Here is a 21,857-nt window from a genome sequence, read left to right as displayed (position 1 = left end):
CGCAGTTACATCATCTAATTGATGGTTCAACTATCACGAGGAGTGGTGGCATGGAACTCGGGTTGACGACGTTCGCCGAGGTCGGTTCCGGCGGAACCGGGGCGGTGTCCCCGCGGCAGCGCCTGAAGGATCTGCTGGAAGAGGTCGTCCTCGCCGAGCAGGTGGGCCTCGACGTGTACGGCGTCGGTGAGCACCACCGCGCGGACTTCGCCGCGTCGGCACCCGCGGTCGTGCTGTCGGCCGCCGCCGCCCGGACGTCCCGCATCGCATTGACCAGCGCGGTCACCGTCCTGAGCTCCGACGACCCGGTGCGGGTGTTCGAGGAATTCGCCACCCTCGACCTGATCTCCGACGGGCGTGCCGAGGTGATGGCCGGTCGCGGCTCGTTCACCGAATCGTTCCCGCTCTTCGGTTACGACCTGGCCGACTACGACGAGCTGTTCGTCGAGAAACTCGGCCTGCTACTCGCCCTTCGCGACTCGGAGACCGTGAACTGGTCGGGACGGCACCGGGCGGCGCTGACGGACCAGTCCGTCTACCCACGGCCCGAACGTCCCCTTCCCATCTGGGTCGGGGTCGGCGGCAATCCCGAGTCGGTGGCCCGCGCCGGACTGCTCGGCCTGCCGATGGCGCTCGCGATCATCGGCGGACAACCCGCCCGATTCGCACCGCTGGCCGACCTGCACCGCCGTGCGGTGTCGGAGGGTGGGCACGAACCGCAGCCCATCGCCGTCCACGCGCACGGTTACGTCGCGGACACCGAGGACCGGGCGGTGTCGGAGTTCTACCCGTCGTACGCCGCGGCCATGACCGGCCTCGGACGCGAACGCGGGTGGGCACCGATGAACCCGCAGGCATTCGACGGTCTGCGCGGACCCGGCGGTTCGCTCGTGCTCGGCAACCCCGAGCAGGTGGCCGAGAAGATCGTCGGCATGCGCGACACCCTGGGCATCGAACGGTTCATGCTGCACCCCAGCGTCGGGCCGCTGCCCCACGACAAGGTGATGCGCGCGATCGAACTGCTCGGCACCAAGGTGGCCCCGCTCGTCGAGCAGGCGTGATTCCTGCGGTGGCGGTGCGTTAACCCGTACCGTCACCCATCACCGCGCCCTCCCGTCGTGGGTCCGCGCCGCCGACCCACCCCGAGTCCTGGCGCTGCAGCGCACTGAGCCCACTGGACTGCGGCGCGACCGACACCTGGTGACCCATCGCCCGCAACTGCACGATCAACGGGTCGTCGGCGCCGTCGTTGGCCGCATTGATGTTCGGATGCTCTCCGCCGACGCCGGTGACCGGGGTGTTGGCGGCCCCGAAGTCGACCGCCGACACCGCCTGCTGCGGGTTCAGACCCCAATCCAGCATTCCCACCAGCGTTTTCACGACGAACTGGATGATCACCGAACCGCCCGGCGACCCCGTCACGTACTGGACGTCCCCCCGCGAACCGTCGCTGCCGCGGTCGAAGACGAGCGTCGGGGCCATCGAACTGCGGGGCCGTTTACCCGGTTCGACGCGGTTGGCGAGCGGCGTCCCGTCCGGTCCGACGGGCTGGGCCGAGAAGTCGGTGAGCTGATTGTTGAGCACGAAGCCGTCCGTCATGTGGAACGAGCCGAATGCCGATTCCACCGTCGTCGTCATCGACGCGACGTTGCCGTACCGGTCGGCGATCGAGATGTGGCTGGTGCCGTGTTCCTTGTCCTGCGGCTGCACACCGAGCGGGACCGGACCGAAGTCTCCGGGTTGCGCGGTGCCCATGCTCTTGCCGGGGTCGATGAGGCCGGCCCGCTGCTTCAGGTAGTCCTCGTTCAGCAGTGTGTCGAGGGAATTGCCCGGCAGCGGAACGAAATCGGAGTCCGCGACGTACTTGTCCCGGTCGGCGTACGCCAGTCGCTCCGCCTCGGAGATGAGATGCACGGCCTCCGCCGTCGGCTTTCCGCCGTTGTCGTCGAGGTTCGTGGGCCCGTACTCCGACAGGTCGAAGTTCTCCAGGATGCCGAGCGTCGCCGCGACCGCGGTGCCGCCGGACGACGGGTTGGGCATGCCGCAGATCTCGTGGTCCCGATACGGCGTGCACAGCGCCGTCCGTTTCTTCGCCTGGTAGTTCGCGAGGTCGTCGAGAGTCATCTGTCCGGGGGTGCGCCCGCCCGACGCCGTCGCCGTCGCATCGACGATGCCCTGGGCGATGGCCCCGGTGTAGAAGGCGTCGGCACCGCCCGCCGCGATCGCACCGAGCGTCTTGGCCATGGCCGGGTTCGTCAGCTTCGTGCCCGCCGGTTTGGGGCTGCCGTCCGGGTTGAGGAAGTATGCCTTCGACGGCTCGTCGAGCGCCAGATCGGGTGCGGACTCGGCGATCTGCCCGGCCATCCGGGGGCTGATCTCGAGTCCCTGGTCCGCGAGCGAGATGGCCGGGTCGAACAGTTCCCGCCACTCGTCCCGGCCGTGTTCGCGGTGCGCCAGCTCGAGCATCCGCACCACCCCGGGAACCCCGATGGACCGCCCGCTCGCCCGGGCGTCGGGTTTGGGTTCGGTGCGGTCGGTGTCGCTGATCCAGCGGAGGTAATTCTCCGTCGCCGCCATCGGCGCGACCTCACGCCCGTCGTACGCCTCGACGCTCTTCTGCCCGGCGTCGTAATAGAGCAGGAACGCCCCGCCCCCGATTCCGGAGGACTGCGGTTCGACGAGCCCGAGAACGGTCTGGGCCACGATCAGCGCGTCGGCGGCCGTGCCCCCGTCCCGCAACACCTCGCACGCGGCCTGCGTCGACACGGGATTGGCGGTGGAGACCGCGTACGACGCGGTGTTCACCGGCACCATCCCGGAGCGGTACACCGTGGCGATCTCGGGGTTGGTCGCGAGGTTCTGGGTGGTCGGCGCCGGGCCCGGGGGCGGCGGCGCCTTGGCGATCGGGGTGCCGTTGGGAACGTCCGCACACGTGGCCGCCGGATCGCTCTGCGGTTCCTCGTCCGACGCGCACGCGGCCAGCATGCCGACGCAGAGAGCCGCGGCCAACGAGGCCCGAATTGCCGTTCCGATTCCCGTCACAGGACCCATCACCGAACCCTAACAGCGGGGATCCGGTGCCGACCGGCTAAAGACGAGGTCCGAAGTGCCGGGTGAGAATTCGGTAGCCGAGCTCATGGAGGTGGTGGTGCTCGGGCCACCGGTCGCGGGTCCACGCCGGGTCGGTGTGGGCGGCGGTGATCGCGGCGGTGGTGGACGCATGCAGATCGAACTCGAGATCCCGGCAGAGTTCCGCGACGGCATCCGGTTCCCGCGCATCGCCGAGCCGCCCGATCGTCCCGGCCACCTGGTCGTCCGCGTCGCGCAGGATCCGCCGGTACGAGCCCGGAAGCACGGTCCACAGCACAAGGAGCGCCACCGCCACGCCGAGAACGGTCTCGAGAAGCCGGTCCCGGGTGACCGCGACGAGGTCCACGTGCGTTCCGAGGCCGCCGAGAACCAACGCGAGCGGGGTGATGAACACCATCGCCAGGCCGTAGTTGCGGACGAGGAAGGCTTCCGTCCCCGCCATCAGGAGCGCGACGACGAGGACCAGCGCGGCCGCCGACAGGTCGAGGGTCGCGAGCGCGGCGAGCAGAGCGAGACCGAGCACCGTTCCGAAGAACCGGTGCAGCCCGCGGTACGTCCCCAGCACCCGGTCGGGACCCTGGTGCAGGATCATCGCCGCGGTGATCACGGCCCAGTCGGGCCGGGCGACACCGAGACCCAGCGCCAGGAGACCGGCCGCGGGGCACGCGACCAGCAGTCGCGCGACGATCGTCCAGGACCGGCCCCGGAGATGGGCCGCCCGCGCGAGCCGGTAGCGGATCGACGGCCTGGGCAGCGGTACCTGCGGCCGCAGGTCGTCTTCGTCGGAGGCGTGGTCCGCGTCGAGGCCATGCACCGTGGCCGCGCACCGCAGGTGTGCCGCACGCAACGTGCGGGTCAGTGGATGATCACGGCCGACGAGGGCGGCGTCGTGGAGGCACTGCCAGGCGGCGTGCAGCGACCGCACCGCGTCCCGGCGGGCATTCGGTGCGGGCGTGCCGGAGAGTGCGGCGTCGACCGCGGCGACCGCGGTCGCGACCGCGGCCCGCTCGGGGGTGCGTGGACGCGCGAGCAGCCCCGACATCGACACGAGCAACGCCGACACCGCACCGGCCGCCGCCCAGGACGTCACCTCCGGCAAGGAGACACCGAGGGCGGGCAGCGCGGACGAGATCTCCACCGTGAGCAGCGGAAGAAAGGCACCGGGCGCTCCGAGACGCAGCCCGTCGACGACGAAAGCGCAGACGGCCACCACGACGGTCATCGCGAGGACGAGCGCCATCCCCCACAGCGCGGAACCGCCCGCCGCGGTCGCGTCGTGAACGAACGCGCCGACCGCGGCGCCGACACCGGCCAGGAGCACCATCACGGCGGCGGCGATCGAGACCACCCGCCACCGCACCCGGTACGCCCTGCCCTCGCCGTAGACGACGGCGAAAGCTCCCAAAGTCGCCGTCGCGGCGACCGCAGAGTGTCCGAGCGCGACCCCCGCCAGCGCGGGCAGACACGCCGCCACCCCGGCGCGGACCACTCCCGGCCAGCGCCGACCCTTCTTGGGCACCCCCAGAAGCAACGACCGTGCCGGGGCCGGCGCAGGGATCGGCACACCGTGATCCCGAGACCCGGTTCCCTGATCCTGCGCTCCTACCGACACGACCACACAGACTACGAGCGGTCGAGTCACTCGAAACAGTCGATGAGGTGCATCTCACGTGGTTGCGCGGTGCCGATCAGGCGTGGGGGCGGTGGAGCGGGCGCCCGTACTCCGCGGCGAGCAGGCCGAGAGCGACGGCACCGGCGAGCAACCCGAAGTCGCGCAGTGCGACGTCGTAGTACCCGGACAGCGTGACCAGGTTGACGATGATTCCGGCCAGCCAGGCCGCGACGACCCAAGCGCCGATCCGCGGCGCCACGGCGACGAGGATTCCTGCGATCACTTCGATCACGCCGACGGCGTACATGCCCTGCTGCGCGGTCCCCGGCAGGATGCCGTCGATCCATGGCGCGAGGTAGGTCGGCCAGTCGGTGAGCCAGTTCGTGAACTTGTCCAGCCCGAACAGGATGGGCGCCACGGTGAAGACCGTGCGCAGCACGAGAAAGGCCTGATAGCCGGGGTCGGCCAGGGTGTGCGAACCGTGGCTGACCTCGTGGGGTGTGTTGGTAGCCATGACGACTCCTTCTAAAAACTATGTATCTTGACTATAGAATTCGCGGCGCAATTAAGTCAACGATTCTCGGTTTTACAATGGGTCCATGGACGACACTCCACGCTCGGACGTCTCGGCCGTCTCCTCGCTCGACGAGCCGGTGCGCAGGCGGGTGTACGACCACGTGCGCGCGCAGGCGACGCCGGTCAGCCGCGACGACGTCGCCGAGGCGCTGGGGCTCGCCCGCTCGACGTCCGCGTTCCATCTCGAGAAGCTGGCCGACGAGGGGCTGCTGGCCGTCGAGTTCGCGCGGCGCGGGGGGCGGTCGGGTCCGGGCGCGGGGCGGCCCGCCAAGCTCTACCGACGATCCGACCGTGAGTTCTCGGTACACCTGCCCGAGCGGGCGTACGCGCTCGCCGGCGAGTTGCTCGCCCGGGCGATCGAGGACGCGGATTCCACCGGCGCATCACCGCGGGCGGCCCTCTCCGCGCGTGCCCACGACTTCGGGCGCGGCCTCGGCGCCGACACGGGCTGCATGGACGACGATCTGCTCGCGGTGCTCGCGACGTGCGGTTACGAACCGCGCCGCTGCGACGGCACCCTCGTCCTGGTCAACTGCCCGTTCCACGCGCTCGCCCGGCAGCACACCGACATGGTGTGCGGAATGAACCTCGCGCTGCTGTCCGGACTGCTCGACGGCGCGGGATGCGAGGATCGCCGCGCCACGCTGGCACCCGCCGAGGGGTACTGCTGTGTCCGGATCGAAAGTGAGCAGCCCCCCGCACGTGAGTGACAAAGCGTGCCCCGGGACGCTTCGGCACTCACCTGGGGTTGGCGCCGACGACGACGGTGGCGTCCATCTCCTCCGAGGTCTCGATCCGGGTGATCAACCCGGCGTCCGCGAACGCCTCCGCGGTGAGCGGGGCCTGACCCGCACTGGTCTCGATCAATAGATGACCGCCCGGCGCGAGCCAGTCGCGTGCCCCGAGGGTCACCCGCCGCTGGATGTCGAGTCCGTCCGCGCCGCCGTCGAGCGAGACCCGCGGCTCGTGGAACCGGGCCTCCGGCGGCATCAACCGGATCGCGTCGGTGGGCACGTACGGGGCGTTGGCCACCAGGACGTCGATGCCTCCCCGCAGCGTGGTGGGCAACGGCTCGTACAGGTCGCCCTCGAACACCCGGCCTGGGTCCGGGACGTTGCGTCGCGCGCACCGGACGGCGGCGGCGTCGATGTCCACCGCATACAACTCGATGCCGTCGCCCGTCTCGGCGAGCGCCGCACCCACCGCGCCCGAACCGCAGCACAGGTCGACCACGACAGCGTGCGCGCCCGCGAGGGCGGCGGCCTGCTCGACGAGGAACGCGGTACGACGACGCGGCACGAACACCCGCGGATCGACCGCGATCCGGAGCCCGCAGAACTCGGCCCAGCCGAGGACGTGTTCGAGAGGGACGCCTGCGACGCGGCGGTCCAGCATCGACGCGAGTTCGTCGGACGTCCGGGCCGCGGAGACGATCAAACGGGCCTCGTCCTCGGCGAACACACAGCCGGCGGCGCGAAGCCTCGTGACGAGAACGAATTCGAGGGACGGTGAGAGAGACACTGACATGGGAGAGCCTTCCGGAATGCCGATGGGCGCTCTCCCGGTCACCTTATGTCGGTACGACCGCGCGGTCGCGGAGTGAGAGCACCCGACCTGAACGAACGGACACAGGTCTCACCTCCTCGATACGGATCCTGCTCGGAGTCGCCACACTACCTTCATCCGCGGTCGCCGGGCATCCGAATAACCGGAAGTGGTGTGGACCGGAGCAGCGGCGGGTATCCCATGTGACCTGCCCGAATTGACCAGGTAGATCGATCGATGGTGATGCTCGGACCGCTGCCTCCGCATGGTGGTGGCGGATACAATCGAGGTTTCCGCGCTATGTATGGCGGATCTCGGATAGGACCCCGATATGGCCGATCAGGCGAAGCTCCTCGACTATCTGAAGCGAGTGACCGCGGAGCTCTACCAAGCGCGGGAAAAGCTGCGCGAGGTCGAGGGTGTGAGCCGCGAACCGATCGCCGTCATCGGGATGGGCTGCCGGTTCCCCGGCGGGGTGCGATCGCCGCAGGACCTGTGGCAGTTGGTGGAGTCCGGCACCGACACCGTCGCCGGGTTCCCCGAGGACCGGGGCTGGGGCCTGGCGGACCTCTACGATCCGACGGCCGAGCAGGCCGGCAAGACATACACGGTGCAGGGCAGCTTCCTCGACGATCCGGCGGGGTTCGACCCCGAGGTCTTCGGCATCTCGCCGCGCGAGGCGCTGGCGATGGACCCGCAGCAGCGGCTTCTGCTGGAGACGAGCTGGGAGACGTTCGAGCATGCCGGCATCGATCCGCGGTCGATGCACGGCCACCAGGTCGGCGTCTTCACGGGGCTGTCCGGCATCGACTACGCGGCACGGGCGGGCGGCATGCCGCCCGAAGACCTCGAGGGGTACTTCATCACCGGCAACGCCATGAGCGTCGCGTCCGGCCGCGTGGCCTACAGCTTCGGCCTGAACGGGCCCGCGATCACGGTGGACACCGCGTGTTCGTCGTCGCTGGTGTCCATTCACCTCGCCATGCAGGCGCTGCGCAGCGGCGAGTGCGAGTTGGCGCTGGCGGGTGGGGCGACCGTCATGGCGACCCCCGCGGTGTTCGTGGAGTTCAGCCGCCAGCGTGGGCTCGCCCGGGACGGCCGGTGCAAGGCATTCTCTGCCGCCGCGGACGGCACGGCGTGGGGCGAGGGCGCGGGGATGGTCGCGTTGGAACGCCTGTCCGACGCAGAGCGCAAGGGTCGCCGGATACTGGCCGTCATCCGCGGCAGCGCCGTGAACCAGGACGGCGCCAGCAACGGCCTGACCGCCCCCAACCGGCAGGCTCAGGAGCGGGTGATCGCGCAGGCGCTGGCCAATGCGGGACTCGGCCCGGGCGACGTCGACGTGGTCGAGGCGCACGGCACCGGCACGAAGCTGGGCGATCCGATCGAGGCGTCCGCCCTGCTGGCCGGTTACGGACGCGACCGCCCCGCCGACCGGCCGCTGTGGCTCGGCTCGGTGAAGTCGAACCTCGGGCACACCCAGGCGGCCGCCGGCGTCGCCGGGGTGATCAAGATGATCATGGCGATGCGGCACGGCGTCCTGCCGCAGACTCTGCACGTCGACCGGCCGACCCCGCACGTCGACTGGTCCGCCGGTTCGGTGTCGTTGCTCACCGAGAACCGGGAGTGGCCGGCGTCCGATCGGCCCCGGCGGGCGGCGGTCTCGTCGTTCGGCATCAGCGGCACCAACGCGCATGTCGTCCTGGAGGAATCCCCACCGGTCGAGCCCACGGCGTCTGAATCAGTCTCTCCCCCGGACGAAGTCGTGGCCTGGTTCGTCTCGGGCCACACCGAGCTCGCGCTGCGCGCCCAGGCCGAGCGGTTGCGCGACTACGTCACCGAGCACCCGGGCCTGACGCCCGCCGCCGTGGCAGGCGCACTGCTGGGTTCGCGTGCCACGTTCGACCACCGCGCCGCCGTGATCGGCGCGCGGCCGCAGGGCCTGCTGAACGGCCTCGACGCGCTCAGCCGAGGCGCGCCCAGCGCCGACGTCGTCACCGGCGTGGCGTTGGAAGCCGGCGACCGGCCCGTGTTCGTCTTCCCCGGCCAGGGTTCGCAGTGGGTGGGCATGGCCACCGAACTCCTGGACACGTCGCCGGTGTTCGCCGACGCCGTGCGGGAGTGCGCCGACGCGCTGGCCCCGTACACCAACTTCTCGTTGCTGGACGTGCTGCGCGACCGTGATCCCGCGGCTCTGGACCGGGTCGACGTGGTGCAACCGGCGCTGTTCGCGATGATGGTCGGTCTCGCGGCATTGTGGCGTTCCCACGGCGTCGAACCGGCGGCCGTCGTCGGACATTCGCAGGGCGAGATCGCGGCCGCGTATGTCGCGGGCGCGCTGAGTCTTTCGGATGCGGCGCTCGTCGTGGCCGCGCGCAGCAGGGTGATCGGCGCGTCGGCCCGGCGTGGCGGCGGGATGGCCTCGGTGGCACTGCCGGCGGACATCGTGCGGGAGAAGATTCAGCCCTGGGCCGGCGCCGTCGAGGTCGCGGCGATGAACGGGCCGTCCGCGACGGTGATCTCCGGACCCGTCGACGCCCTCGACCTCCTGGTCGGCCAGTTGCAGGGCGACGGCGTCCAGGCCAGGCGGATCGCCGTGGAATACGCGTCGCATTGCGCGGACGTCTCCGTCCTGCGGGAACCCATTCTCGATGTCCTCGCGTCCATCACTCCCCGCCGGTCGCGAATTCCGTTCTACTCGTCGGTGACCGGTGGTGTGCTGGACGGCACCGCACTGGACGCGGACTACTGGTACCGGAACCTGCGACGGACGGTCCGCTTCGAGCAGGCGACGAGATCGCTGGCCGCGGACGGGTATCGACTGTTCGTCGAGTCGTGCAGCCACCCCGTCCTCACCGTGCCCTTGCAGGAAACCCTCGACGCGGCGGGCGTCGCCGGCCGCGCCATCGGGACCATCCGGCGCGACCGCGCGGGCCTGCGCCAGTTCACCGCCGCACTCGCCGAGGCACAGGTGTACGGACTGCACGTCGAGTGGGATCGGGTGAGCTGGGCGCGGCACGACGATCGGCAGCAGTGGGTGGACCTACCCACGTACGCTTTCCAGCACCGCCGCTACTGGCTGGAAAGTCCGGTTCCGCAGGGCGATTTCGCGTCGACCGGTATGGAAACCGGGGGGCATCCGATGCTCGCCGCGTCGGTCGAGCTCGGTGACGGCCGGGGCGCGGTGTTCACGGGTCTGCTGTCGCCACAACGCCTTCCGTGGCTGAGCGACCACGGTGTCAGCGGCACCGTCATTCTGCCGGGCACGGCTTTCGTGGAGCTCGCCCTGCACGCGGGGAACCGCGTGGGGTGCGGCAGGCTCGAAGAACTCGCCATCGAAGCACCCCTGGTGATTCCCGCCGAGGGTGAGGCGGCATTGCAGGTGAGCGTGCTCGCCGACGGTGAATCGGGCCGATCCACGGTGTCGGTGCACTCCCGGCCTGCCGATGCCGCGCAGGACACCCCGTGGACCCGGCACGCCACCGGAACGCTCACGGCCGCCGTCGACACCGCCGATTCCCCCGAACAGCAATGGCCGCCCGCCGATGCCACGCCGATCGACGTCCGGGGTCTGTACGACGTGCTCGACGAGGCCGGCTACGAATACGGCCCGGCCTTCCGCGGCCTCCGCGCGGCGTGGCGGCGAGGCGACGACCTGTTCGGCGAGGTGCGGCTGAGCGGAGAGGACCCTGCTGCTGCGGTCGCGGGATACGGAATCCACCCGGCGGTGCTCGACGCGGCGCTGCACGTGATTGCGCTCGGGGCCGCGGACACCGGTGTCCGGCTGCCGTTCGCCTGGGACAAGGTGCAGCTGCACGCCGTGGGCGCCACCGCCCTGCGCGTGCACGTCACCACGACCGGACCCGAGCGCTACCGGGTCTCCGCGTACGACGCGGCAGGCGGACCGGTGCTGACCGCCGAATCGCTGGCACTGCGGCCGCTCGGGGAGTCGGGTGTGCCCGCCGCCGGGGTCCGAGACAGCCTCTACCGCGTGGAATGGATGCCGGTGGGTGCGTCCAGCACGGCTCCGGCAGACCTGATGCCGCTCGAGGAGGCGCTTGCCGGCGGCGATCCGGAAGGTCGCGTGCTGTGGCTCGACCGCGAACCGGGCGACGAACCGGACACGCCGACTCGAGCACACACCGCCGCGGAGGCGACGTTGCGGGCGGTCCAGTCCTGGCTCCGCGAGGATCGCCTGGCCGAGACCCGGTTGCTGGTCACGACGAGGCTCGCGGTGGCGGTCCGCGACGACGATCCGGTCGACGACGTGTCAGCCGCCCCCGCGTGGGGACTGATCGGCGCGGTGCAGAACGAGCACCCGGACCGCATCACGCTGGTGGACCTGGACGTACACGCCGGTGACCCTTCGCTGATCGCCATGGCCCTGGCCTGCAACGAGCCTCAGCTGGCCATCCGGGACGGTGTACTGCTGGCGCCCATGCTCGCCGCGGTGACGCCCGCCGCGTCGGCACCCGAACCGGGACCCGCACGCTTCGGCCCGGACGGCACGGTCCTGATCACCGGCGGCACGGGAACTATCGGCAGACTGATCGCCCGCCACCTCGTCGCGCGGCACGGGGTGCGCCGTCTGGTGCTGACCGGCCGGCACGCACTCGATACCGAGAGTGCGGCCGAACTGCGTGCCGAGTTCGCCGAGTCGGAGGCGGAGGTCAGCGCTGTCGCCTGCGACGTGGCCGACCGCGCCGCGGTGGCCGCTCTCCTTGCCGGCATTCCCGACCTGTCCGGCGTGATCCACGCCGCCGGGGTGCTCGAGGATGCCACCGCCGCCACCCTGACCGAGGACCAGTTGCACGCCGTCCTTCGTCCCAAGGTGGACGGTGCCTGGCATCTGCACGAACTCACCCGGGACCGTGACGTGTCGGCGTTCGTGCTGTTCTCCTCCGCGGCGGGGGTGCTCGGCGGCGCAGGCCAGGCGAACTATGCGGCGGCGAATGTCTTCCTCGACGCACTCGCGCAGCACCGCCGTGCCCGCGGGCTGCCCGCGACGTCGATGGCTTGGGGACTGTGGGACCGGCCCAGCGGCATGACGTCCCATCTGAATGCGGCCGACCTCGACCGGTTGCAGCGCAGCGGCATCGACACCATCAGCCCGGAATCGGGTCTGGCCCTGTTCGACGCTGCCCTCGCCGTGAACCGTCCGTTGATCGTGCCGATACGGCTCTCGACGAGGGCCTCTCGATCCGAGGGCGAGTCGCTGCCACCGATCCTGCGCCGGGTGCTCGGCGTCCGTCGTCGCCGTGCCGCGGCGGCCGATTCTCCGACCGGCCTGGCCGAGGAGTTGCGGGCGCTGGACCCCGGGGAGCGGCACAGCCGGGTGCTCGACATCGTCACCACCCACGTGGCGGCTGTGCTGGGTCACGAAGGCAAGGAGGCGATCGACCCGGAACGTGCCTTCAAACAACTCGGTTTCGACTCGCTGACCGCCGTGCAACTGCGCAATCAACTGGCGACCGCCACGGGTGTGCGACTGGCCGCGACGGTGGTGTTCGACCACCCCACCGCGGACGCGCTGACCCAGGAACTGGTGGCGCGCCTGCTCGGGGACGATGCGGCTCCGCAGCCGGCCGGGCCGACACGTGCCCGCAGGGACGACGACCCGATCGTGATCGTGGGGATGGCGTGCAGATACCCGGGCAAGGTGTACTGCCCGGAGGACCTGTGGCGGCTCGTCCATGACGGCCGCAACGCCGTGGGCGCGTACCCCCACAACCGGGGCTGGAATCTCGACGAGGTGTACGACCCCGACCCGAACCGGGCCGGCACCACGTACATGAAGGAGGGCGGGTTCCTCTACGACGCAGACGAATTCGACGCCGCGTTCTTCGGGATCAGCCCGCGCGAGGCGATCGCGATGGACCCGCAGCACCGGCTGCTCCTCGAGAGCGCCTGGGAAGCCTTGGAACAGGCCGGAATCCGGCCGACCGCGCCCGGCCTCACCGACACCGGCGTGTACGTCGGGCTGATGGGCGGCGACTACGGCTTCCATCTGATGACTCAGCGCAACGTCGACGCCGAGGGCTATCTGATGACCGGGACGAGCAACAGCGTCGCGTCCGGCCGGATCTCCTACTCCCTCGGCTTCACCGGTCCCGCGGTCACCGTGGACACGGCCTGCTCGTCGTCGCTGGTGGCCATGCATCTGGCGGCGCGGGCACTCCGCGACGGGGAATGCGCGCTGGCGCTGGCCGGCGGGGCGACGGTGATGGCCACACCCGGTGTGCTGATCGAGTTCAGCCGCCAGCGCGGGCTCGCCTCGGACGGACGCTGCAAGCCGTTCTCCGACCGGGCCGACGGCACCGGGCTCAGCGAGGGCGCGGGAATGGTGGTGCTGGAGCGGCTCAGCGACGCCCGGCGCAACGGCCACCGGGTGCTGGCGATCATCCGCGGATCGGCGGTCAACCAGGACGGGGCCTCCAACGGATTGACCGCCCCGAACGGGCCGTCCCAGGAACGGGTCATCCGCCAGGCGCTGGCCGACGCCTCGCTCGGCCCCACAGACATCGACGCCGTGGAGGCGCACGGCACCGGCACCACGCTCGGCGACCCGATCGAGGCGCAGGCACTGCTGGCCGCGTACGGGCAGGGCCGGGAGGGCCGGCCGCTGTGGCTCGGTTCCGTCAAGTCGAACATCGGCCACTCCCAGGCGGCGGCGGGCGTCGCAGGCGTGATCAAGATGGTGATGGCGATGCGGCACGGGATCCTGCCCCCGAGCCTGCACGGCGACGTCCCCACCCGGCACGTCGACTGGACCGCGGGTGAGGTCTCGCTGCTCGCCGAATCGGTTGCCTGGCCGGAGACCGGACGGCCCCGGCGGGCGGCCGTCTCGTCGTTCGGTATCAGCGGCACCAACTCGCACATGATCCTCGAACAGCCGCCCGAGGACGCGGCGCCGGAGGTCTCTCCGTCGACGTCGCCGCTGGTCTGGGTGATCTCCGGAAAGACCGGGGACGCGCTGCGGGCGCAGGCCACCCGGCTGGCGGAGTTCCTCGACACGGACGAGTCCGAACTCCCGGATCCGGCCGACCTCGCCTACTCGCTGGCCACCACCCGATCCGGTTTCACCCACCGCGCCGCAGTGATCGGAGAAACATTCGCCGACCTGCGCGACGGCCTCGCCCGCATCGTCACGGGGCGCCCCGGCGGCAACGTCGTCACCGGGACGAGCGCCCGCGGCAAGACGGCCTTCATGTTCACCGGCCAGGGTGCGCAACGCATCGGGATGGGCCGCGGCCTCTACGAGGCCTACCCGGTGTTCGCGCGGGCACTTGACGAGGTCTGCTCCGCACTCGACGAACACGTGGAAACCCCGGTACGGCAAGTCATCTGGGACGAGTCGGACGGCGGCGGCGCGAAGCTCGACAGCACCGAATACACCCAGCCGGCACTGTTCGCCGTCGAGGTCGCGCTCTATCGGTTGCTGCGGGACTGGGGCATCACCCCCGATTACCTGATCGGCCATTCGATCGGCGAGATCACCGCGGCACACGTCGCGGGGGTGTTCAGCCTGCCCGATGCCGCCGCCCTGGTGGGTGACCGTGGGCGGTTGATGCAGTCGACCAAACCGGGTCTGATGATCGCCGTACGGGCACGCGAGGAAGACATCCTGCCGCGGATCGACGGCCGCGTCGATCTCGCGGCCGTCAACGGCGCCGACTCCGTCGTCCTCGCCGGCAGCGAACGCGACGTGCACGCCGTCACGTCCGAACTGTCCGCCGCCGGACTGAAGACCACGAGTCTGCGGGTCGAGCGGGCCTTCCATTCGACCCTGATGGACCCCATCCTCGACCAGTTCGCCGCCGTGGTGGCGAGGCTGACGGCGCAGCCGCCGAAGATTCCGGTCGTCTCCAACGTCACCGGCCGCGTCGCCACCGCCGACGAACTCATGTCCCCGGAGTACTGGACCCGGCACATCCGGCACGCGGTGCGTTTCCACGACGGCGTCGGCGCCCTCGACGAACTCGGCGTCACCCGCCTCGTCGAAGTCGGCCCGGGCGCGGCGCTGGCGGCACTGGCCGCCGAGGTCGTCCCGAACACGATCGCCACGCTGCCCGGGCGCGGGGACGAAACACACGGGATCATCGAGGCGGTCGCTGCCGCCTACGTGCAGGGCGCAACGATCGACTGGGATCGGGTACTGCCCGGTCGCCGCCGAGTAGCCTTGCCCACCTATGCATTCCAGCGCCGTTCCTACTGGCCGACGGCGTCCACCCGACATACCGGCGACCCCACCGAGCTGGGTCTGACCCCGGCCGATCATCCGCTGCTCGGCGCCGCGGTGACCCTCGACGACGACGCGACCCTGTTCACCGGACAGCTGTCCCTGCACCGGGATCCATGGCTCGTGCCACCGACGATCGACGACGGCGACCAGCCGGCGACCGGCGCAGCGAAAACACTGCTGCCGGCGGTGCCGATCGAACTCGCCCTGCATGCGGCCCACCACGTCGGTCTCGACCACATCGACGAACTCACGCTGGACCACCCGCTCGTCCTCCCGCCGTCGGGACTGGCCTCGATTCGCGTACTGGTGTCGCCGCCCGGCACCGACGGCGCTCGCACCGTCACGATCTCGTCGAAGTCGGGTGACACCGACGGCCCGGACAGCTGGGTTCGGAACGCTTCGGCGACGATCGACGACGTCGTCGGCCCCGCCGCCGGTGTGCCGCAGCAGGACCCGGGCGACACCGAGACCGAGGTGCGCCTCGACGACGGCACCGACACGACTGGATTCGGCATCCATCCGGAGCTGCTGCAGGCGGCGATCGAACCCCTCCTCGGGTGGGACGGCTGGCCACTGACCTGGTCGGGGATCCGTCTGCACACCGTCGGCGCGGAGGCGATGACCGCCCGATTCACCCCCGGCGAGGACGGGCGGTATCGCGTTGCCGCCGTCGACCCCGCCGGTGAGCCGGTGCTGACCGTCGATGCCCTGCGGGTGGCGCAGAGGGCGGTCGACGGAGATGGCGCGGGCCGGTCGCCGTCCCTTCGACTGCACCGGGCGGCCTGGATCCCGGTGGAGGTGGCCTCGTCCGAACGGCCCCTCGGACCGGCGGTCGTGCTCGACGCCGAGGGGTTCGGCGACCCGGGTGTCGGTTCGACGTTCCCGGGTTACCCCGACCTCGAAACGTTGCGGACCGCGATGCAGTCCCGGCCGGACGACGACGATCTGCGTCCGTGGACGGTGCTGGTCGGGTGTGCGACCGAGGGCGACCACGGTCCGGATGCGGCTCACGACCTGTGCGCGCGGGTACTGCGACTGCTTCAGGAGTGGCTCGACGACGAGGCCGTCGCCGACAGCCCACTCGTGATCGTGACCCGCAACGCCATGGTCACCGACGACGGGCACGACCACGACGCCCGTCCCGACCTCGCGGCCGCGGCCGTGTGGGGTCTCGTCGGCTCCGCACAGAACGAGAACCCGGACCGGTTCGTGCTGATCGACCTCGACGACGAATCCGACGCCGAGGCCGCGGTCACGTCGGCGCTGGCGAGCGGGGAACCGCAGTTGGCGGCCCGGAACGGCACCTTGCGCGCACCGCGGTTGCGGCGCATGCCCGCCGTCGACGAACCGACACCGTTCGATCCGGGCGGCACCGTCCTCGTCACCGGCGGCACCGGCACGGTGGGATCTCTCGTAGCCCGGCACCTGGTGACTGAACACGGGGCACGGCACGTGCTGCTGACCAGCCGCCGCGGACCCGACGCCGAGGGCAGCGACCGGCTGCGCAGCGAACTGAGCGGTCTGGGTGCCGAGGTCAGCATCGTTGCGTGCGATACCGCGGACGCGTCGGCGGTCGCCGCTCTGCTGGCCGGGATACCGCCCGAACACCCACTCAGGGCGGTGATCCACGCCGCCGGCGTGATCGACGACGGCACCCTCGCGTCGCTCACCCCCGAGCGGCTCGACGCGGTCCTGCGACCGAAGGTCGACGCGGCCTGGAACCTGCACCTGCTGACCGCGAACAGCGACGTGCGGGCGTTCGTCATGTTCTCGTCGCTCGCCGGCATCCTCGGGGCCCCCGGGCAGGCGAACTACGCGGCCGCGAACATGTTCCTCGACGCCCTCGCCCATCACCGCCACGCCCTCGGGCTGCCCGGTCTCTCGATCGCGTGGGGCATGTGGGCGACACCGAGCGCCATGACCGACAACCTCGGCGCGATCGACCTCGCCCGTGCCCGCCTCAGCGGAATGATTCCCATGCCCGCGGCCGACGGCCTGGCCCTCCTGGACAGCGCGCTGGCCGCCGGTGCGCCCACGGTCGCGGCCGCACGGTTCGACCACTCGGGTTCGGCCGCACCGTACGTTCCCGCCCCGCTGCGCGGCCTGATCCGGGAATCGCGCCCGCACGCCGCGGGGTCGGACGCGGTCGTGACCGCGATCGGGGCCGGGCCGTCGGATTGGGCGCAGCGCCTCGCCGACCGGTCGATCCCCGAACAGCGGCACCTGATGCTCGATCTGGTGCGGGGCGGGGCGGCCACGGTGCTCGGCTACGACGCGTCGGATTCGGTGGACCCCGACCAGGCGTTCAAGGAACTCGGCTTCGATTCGCTGGCCGCCGTTGCGCTCCGCAATCATCTCGGTGCCGCCACGGGGCTGCGGTTGCCGCCGACCATGGTGTTCGACCACCCGAGTCCTCGCGCGGTCGCCGAGTTCCTGCGCTCGGAACTCGTCCCGGACCCGATGTCCGTCGCCCTGGCCGACGTCGACCGGCTGCGCGCGACCATCGCCGAACTCGGCGAGGACAGCGAGGCGCGGTCCGCCATCGCACAGCGCCTGGGAAGCCTGTTGGCCGAGGTCGGCACGTCCGACGATGCGCATGCGGCCGCCGTCGACAAGATTCACGCCGCGACGAGTGAGGAGATCCTCGACCTCATCGATCGCGGTCTCTGACCCGAAACAGTGCGGGTGATCGCCGCAGGGAACACCGGCCCCGCAGGCGATACGATCGTCGCCGTCACAGGCCTCGAAAGGAATCACACGCCCCATGCGCCGCACCCTTGCTCTGACCGCCCTCACCGTCTGCTCCGCGGCAATCCTCACCGCCTGCGGTGGCGACAGCGACACCGCCGCATCCGAGACCACTTCCGCCTCGGCGTCCGTTGCGGCGAGGACGACCGCCGCCACCGCCCCCGGCAGCCGCGTGTTCTCGGTCGCCGACGACCCGCAGACGGCCGCCGACTACCTGGCCTACCTGCGTGCGAACAACCAGACCGTCACCGACGACGACCTGGCGGTCCATCAGGCCGGCGAGATCTGCACCGCCCTCGACGCGGGCAAGCCCCTCGATCGGGTGCGTGAGGAGTGGACGCCGATGCTCACCAACGACGGCGTCTACCCGTACATCATCGGCGCGATCACGCGGTACTGCCCCGATCACGAGAACGTCCTCAACTAGTAGGCAGTAGGCGCTTCGCGCCCGTGCGCCTTTCTGGTTGTTGCAGCTACCAAAAAGGCGCACGGGCGGCGGAGCCGCCCCTGTGGGAATACCTGGACGCAGCGGGTGTTACACACCATGAAGTAGTTGAACAATCAATTACCTGAGTACGAGGAGACACCCCATGCCTGCCGTGACGGTCGACAACATCCTTGCCCTGCCGCGTATCGACGCACCCGCTCCCGGCGCCGTCGACCGCCCGGTCCGTTCGCTCACCACCGCACCCGTCGGATACGAGGGCGAAGGCTTCCCGGTGCGCCGCGCGTTCGCGGGGATCGACCTGCCCGCCCTCGACCCGTTCATCCACATGGACCAGATGGGTGAGGTCGACTACGCACCCGGTGAACCCAAGGGCACACCGTGGCATCCACACCGCGGCTTCGAGACCGTCACCTACATGATCGACGGCATCATGGAGCACCAGGATTCCAACGGCGGCGGCGGGACCATCGGCGGCGGCGACACCCAGTGGATGACCGCGGGTGGCGGCATCCTGCACATCGAGACCCCGCCCGAGCACCTGGTGATGAGCGGTGGCCTGTTCCACGGCGTCCAGTTGTGGGTGAACCTGCCGCGCGACAACAAGATGGCCGCGCCCCGCTACCAGGACATCACCGGCCAGAAGGTGGCCCTGCTGTCCTCGTCGGACGGCGGCGCGCTCGTTCGCGTGATCGCCGGTGACGTGGACGGACACCAGGGTCCCGGGTCCACGTACACGCCGATCAGCCTCGTGCATGCGACGATCGCACCGGGCGCGAGCCTGACGCTGCCGTGGAACCCCGAGTTCAACGCGCTCGCCTACGTCCTCGCGGGTGAGGGGCTCGTCGGTTCGGAGCGACGTCCGATCCGAATGGGGCAGACGGCTGTTTACGGACGCGGTGACACGCTGACGATCGCCGCGGCCGACACGCAGGATTCGCGGACGAAGTCGTTCGAGGTGTTCCTCCTCGGCGGCAAGCCGATCCGCGAGCCGGTCGCGATGGCCGGACCGTTCGTCATGAACACCAAGGCCGAGGTGCTGCAGGCGTTCGAGGACTTCCAGGCCGGCCGCCTGGGTTCCGTTCCCGCGGCGCACGAAACGCTCGACTGACCCCACGTGAGTGGCAAAGCGTGCCCGGGCACACAATGCCACTCACGTGCGGAAGATAATGCGCGACAGACGGTCCGGCGCCCCTGATCAGGGGCGCCGGATCTTCGCGTCGATGCGGTGGATACGCAGGTCGTCCTGCGGGATCCGGAACGTCTCGACCACCCGGACCGTCACGAGGGTGCGGCCGAACAGTCCGGCGTCGAGGAGGTAGTCGACGGTGACGTCGTCGCCGTCGACCGTCCACACACAGTCGCGGATCGCCCGGATCACCCGGTACTGGGGGCCGCCGGACAGGCTTCGGCGCAGGTGATTTCCGGAGAACGCCGTCTTCAGCCCCACCTCGTAGCGCACGGCGCGCGGCTCGATGGGCACCGAGTTGCCGTCGTGGCTGAGCAACGCGTCCAGGTAGGCCCGGGCGACATCGACCTGTGTGTTCATGTCAGTAGTCGAACATTTCGGCCGCGGCGAGCACCAGCGTTTCCGCGTCGTCGCAGCTAGGCGCGGACGCCGCCACGGACGCCGTCAGCCGATTGGTGCGTTTGTCCCGTTCGCTCACCGGACTCGACGGCAGGTTCGTGTCGAACACCGCGCCCGGGTAGAAGTAGTAGTGGCATTCGCGTGCGTCCCGGAAGTACGTGAACGTCTTGCCGTCGAGTTCGACCGCTTCGGGGCCGCCGGTCTGCGACGGTTCGGGCGACAGGGCCAGTTGCACGGACGCCGCGTCGCCGCCGCGGAGAGTGAGGAGACACTCGTAGGGACGGCTGCCCGGGGTGAACGTCTCGACGCCCCGTCCGGACATCTTCTCGACCACCCTGCACGGATCCTGCTGCGCGAGAGGGATATCCGAACGCACCGGCACCGGGGTGCGCAGCCTGCCGGTGATCGATCCGAGCACCGTGCGGGCCTCCGCGCAGTCGTCGCCGCCGGCGGAGTCACCCGTTCCGCCCGCCCCGTCGAGATACGACACGTGCCCCCAGCGCCCCGGGGCGGTGGCGTCGTCCGGCACTCCCGGAACCGGGGGCAGCGCGAAGTAGAGGGTGCACGTGCCCGGGAGTGCGCCGACCGCGGGACGCACCTCGATTCCCGACGTCGCCTCGCCCGCACCGGTTTCTTCCGTGGGTTCGCGTTCGCCCACCGCCACCTCGACCCAGACGGGGTTGGCGGGCGTGCCGCGGGGAGGCACCACCTCGGCGTGGCACGTCGACAGATCGCCGACGGGACCGAACGCGGTGACCTGCCCGAGCGAGGCGACCAGATTTTCGTCGAGCAGGGAGCACGGGGCGATGTCGCGGGCCGCGGCGGCGACGGCCAACTCGACGCGGCTGTGATCGCTGACGGGCAGTCCGTAGATCGGCTCGCCGACCCCCGCCACGCTCGGCGCCCCCTCGACCACCCCGGCACAGGAGGTGAGCAGTACCGCAAAAAGTGCGGCCACCAGCGGTGATGTCACCGTCGCGCTGCGGCCCACCGCTGTCTCCTCACTCGGACTTCGAACCCCGGCACGCGAACGATGGTGCCCGGAGTACAGTGCTGAGTATGCAGCGCGCACTCCTCCTTGGTTGCCGCGACGGGGTCTGATCCAGACTGGCTTCCCGTCGCGGGGTTTCTCGTGCGCCGGTCGACACAGCCGTTGGACTCAGAAAGTCCACATCGAACCTGGAGATCAATCCCATGTCCCCCGCTGACGCCTTTACATCCGGAACGCGCACCATCACGCCGCCTTCCAAGCCTGCTCCCTCCGATCAGCCTGAGTGGAACACGCAGAAGAATTCGTCGATGCCGACGTTCCGTTACCGCTCCTTCTCCGAGGAAGTGGAGCCGGTGTCGCTGCCGGACCGCTCGTGGCCCGACAAGATCATCGACCGCGCGCCGCAGTGGTGTGCGGTCGACCTCCGTGACGGCAACCAGGCGCTGATCGACCCGATGAGCCCCGCCCGCAAGCGCCGCATGTTCGAACTGCTGGTGCGGATGGGCTACAAGGAGATCGAGGTCGGCTTCCCGTCGGCCAGCCAGACGGACTTCGACTTCGTCCGCGAGATCATCGAAGACGGCGCGATTCCGGACGACGTCACCATCCAGGTACTCACGCAGTCCCGGCCGGAACTGATCAAGCGCACGTTCGAGGCCTGTGAGGGCGCGAACAAGGTGATCGTCCACTTCTACAACTCGACGTCCATCCTGCAGCGCCGGGTGGTGTTCAAGGCCGAGCGCGACGTGATCAAGAAGATCGCGACCGACGCTGCGACCCTGGCCCTCGAAGAGGCGAAGAAATACCCCGACACGCAGTGGCGCTGGGAGTACTCCCCCGAGTCGTACACCGGCACGGAACTCGAGTACGCCAAGGAGGTGTGCGACGCCGTCACCGAGGTGCTGCAGCCGACGCCGGAGAACCCGGTGATCCTGAACCTGCCCGCCACCGTCGAGATGGCGACGCCCAACGTGTACGCCGACTCCATCGAGTGGATGCACCGCAACCTGGCCCGCCGCG

At 70.3% G+C, this 21,857-nt stretch carries 12 protein-coding genes; 6 read left to right on the top strand and 6 right to left on the bottom strand.

Annotated features, from left to right (window positions below; genetic code table 11):
* The first annotated feature begins 50 nt into the window (after positions 1-50).
* Complete coding sequence (locus tag QM693_RS27810; RefSeq protein ID WP_283332760.1) at positions 51-1,061, top strand: LLM class flavin-dependent oxidoreductase; 1,011 nt, start codon at positions 51-53, stop codon at positions 1,059-1,061.
* Positions 1,062-1,080: 19 nt separating this feature from the next.
* Here the strand turns inward: QM693_RS27810 and ggt are convergent, their stop codons facing one another.
* From ggt to QM693_RS27795, 3 genes are all read right to left on the bottom strand, one after another.
* Positions 1,081-3,051 carry a gamma-glutamyltransferase gene (gene ggt, locus QM693_RS27805; RefSeq protein WP_283353909.1) on the bottom strand — a complete coding sequence of 657 codons (1,971 nt, stop codon included), beginning with the start codon at positions 3,049-3,051 and terminating at the stop codon, positions 1,081-1,083.
* A 37-nt stretch (positions 3,052-3,088) separates the two neighbouring features.
* Entirely contained in the window at positions 3,089-4,654 is a 1,566-nt protein-coding gene (locus QM693_RS27800) for an FUSC family protein (RefSeq protein ID WP_283353908.1), read from the bottom strand.
* 124 nt (positions 4,655-4,778) lie between these two features.
* The gene (locus QM693_RS27795) at positions 4,779-5,216 is read right to left on the bottom strand and encodes a DoxX family membrane protein (RefSeq protein WP_283353907.1); all 438 of its coding nucleotides are present in this window, start codon (positions 5,214-5,216) and stop codon (positions 4,779-4,781) included.
* 85 nt (positions 5,217-5,301) lie between these two features.
* On the opposite strand from QM693_RS27795, the gene QM693_RS27790 reads away from it, so the two are divergent.
* The gene (locus QM693_RS27790; RefSeq protein WP_283353906.1) at positions 5,302-5,988 is read left to right on the top strand and encodes a helix-turn-helix transcriptional regulator; all 687 of its coding nucleotides are present in this window, start codon (positions 5,302-5,304) and stop codon (positions 5,986-5,988) included.
* A 28-nt stretch (positions 5,989-6,016) separates the two neighbouring features.
* On the opposite strand, the gene QM693_RS27785 is transcribed toward QM693_RS27790, so the two are convergent.
* Positions 6,017-6,805, bottom strand: coding sequence for a putative protein N(5)-glutamine methyltransferase (locus QM693_RS27785; protein ID WP_280782984.1), 789 nt, complete (start codon positions 6,803-6,805; stop codon positions 6,017-6,019).
* Positions 6,806-7,154: 349 nt separating this feature from the next.
* On the opposite strand from QM693_RS27785, the gene QM693_RS27780 reads away from it, so the two are divergent.
* From QM693_RS27780 to QM693_RS27770, 3 genes are all read left to right on the top strand, one after another.
* The gene (locus QM693_RS27780; RefSeq protein ID WP_283353905.1) at positions 7,155-17,735 is read left to right on the top strand and encodes a type I polyketide synthase; all 10,581 of its coding nucleotides are present in this window, start codon (positions 7,155-7,157) and stop codon (positions 17,733-17,735) included.
* Positions 17,736-17,829: 94 nt separating this feature from the next.
* Positions 17,830-18,240: a DUF732 domain-containing protein gene (locus QM693_RS27775; protein WP_283332751.1), complete on the top strand. Its 411-nt coding sequence runs from the start codon at positions 17,830-17,832 to the stop codon at positions 18,238-18,240.
* Between the two features lie 163 nt (positions 18,241-18,403).
* Complete coding sequence (locus QM693_RS27770; protein ID WP_283353904.1) at positions 18,404-19,369, top strand: pirin family protein; 966 nt, start codon at positions 18,404-18,406, stop codon at positions 19,367-19,369.
* 87 nt (positions 19,370-19,456) lie between these two features.
* Here the strand turns inward: QM693_RS27770 and QM693_RS27765 are convergent, their stop codons facing one another.
* Together QM693_RS27765 and QM693_RS27760 are read right to left on the bottom strand one after the other, a co-directional pair.
* Positions 19,457-19,807, bottom strand: a complete 351-nt coding sequence (locus tag QM693_RS27765; protein ID WP_009477281.1) for a DUF8021 domain-containing protein — start codon at positions 19,805-19,807, stop codon at positions 19,457-19,459.
* Between the two features lies 1 nt (position 19,808).
* Entirely contained in the window at positions 19,809-20,837 is a 1,029-nt protein-coding gene (locus QM693_RS27760) for a hypothetical protein (protein WP_283353903.1), read from the bottom strand.
* 203 nt (positions 20,838-21,040) lie between these two features.
* On the opposite strand from QM693_RS27760, the gene QM693_RS27755 reads away from it, so the two are divergent.
* Positions 21,041-21,857 (top strand): hydroxymethylglutaryl-CoA lyase-like TIM-barrel protein (locus QM693_RS27755; RefSeq protein ID WP_502942679.1); only part of this gene is annotated, 817 nt, incomplete at its 3' end.

Source organism: Rhodococcus sp. IEGM 1305 (assembly GCF_030058635.1).
Taxonomy (GTDB): domain Bacteria; phylum Actinomycetota; class Actinomycetes; order Mycobacteriales; family Mycobacteriaceae; genus Rhodococcus_F; species Rhodococcus_F opacus_D.
The sequence above is the reverse complement of the archived record's forward strand: the minus strand, read 5'-3'. Positions and strand labels throughout refer to the sequence as shown.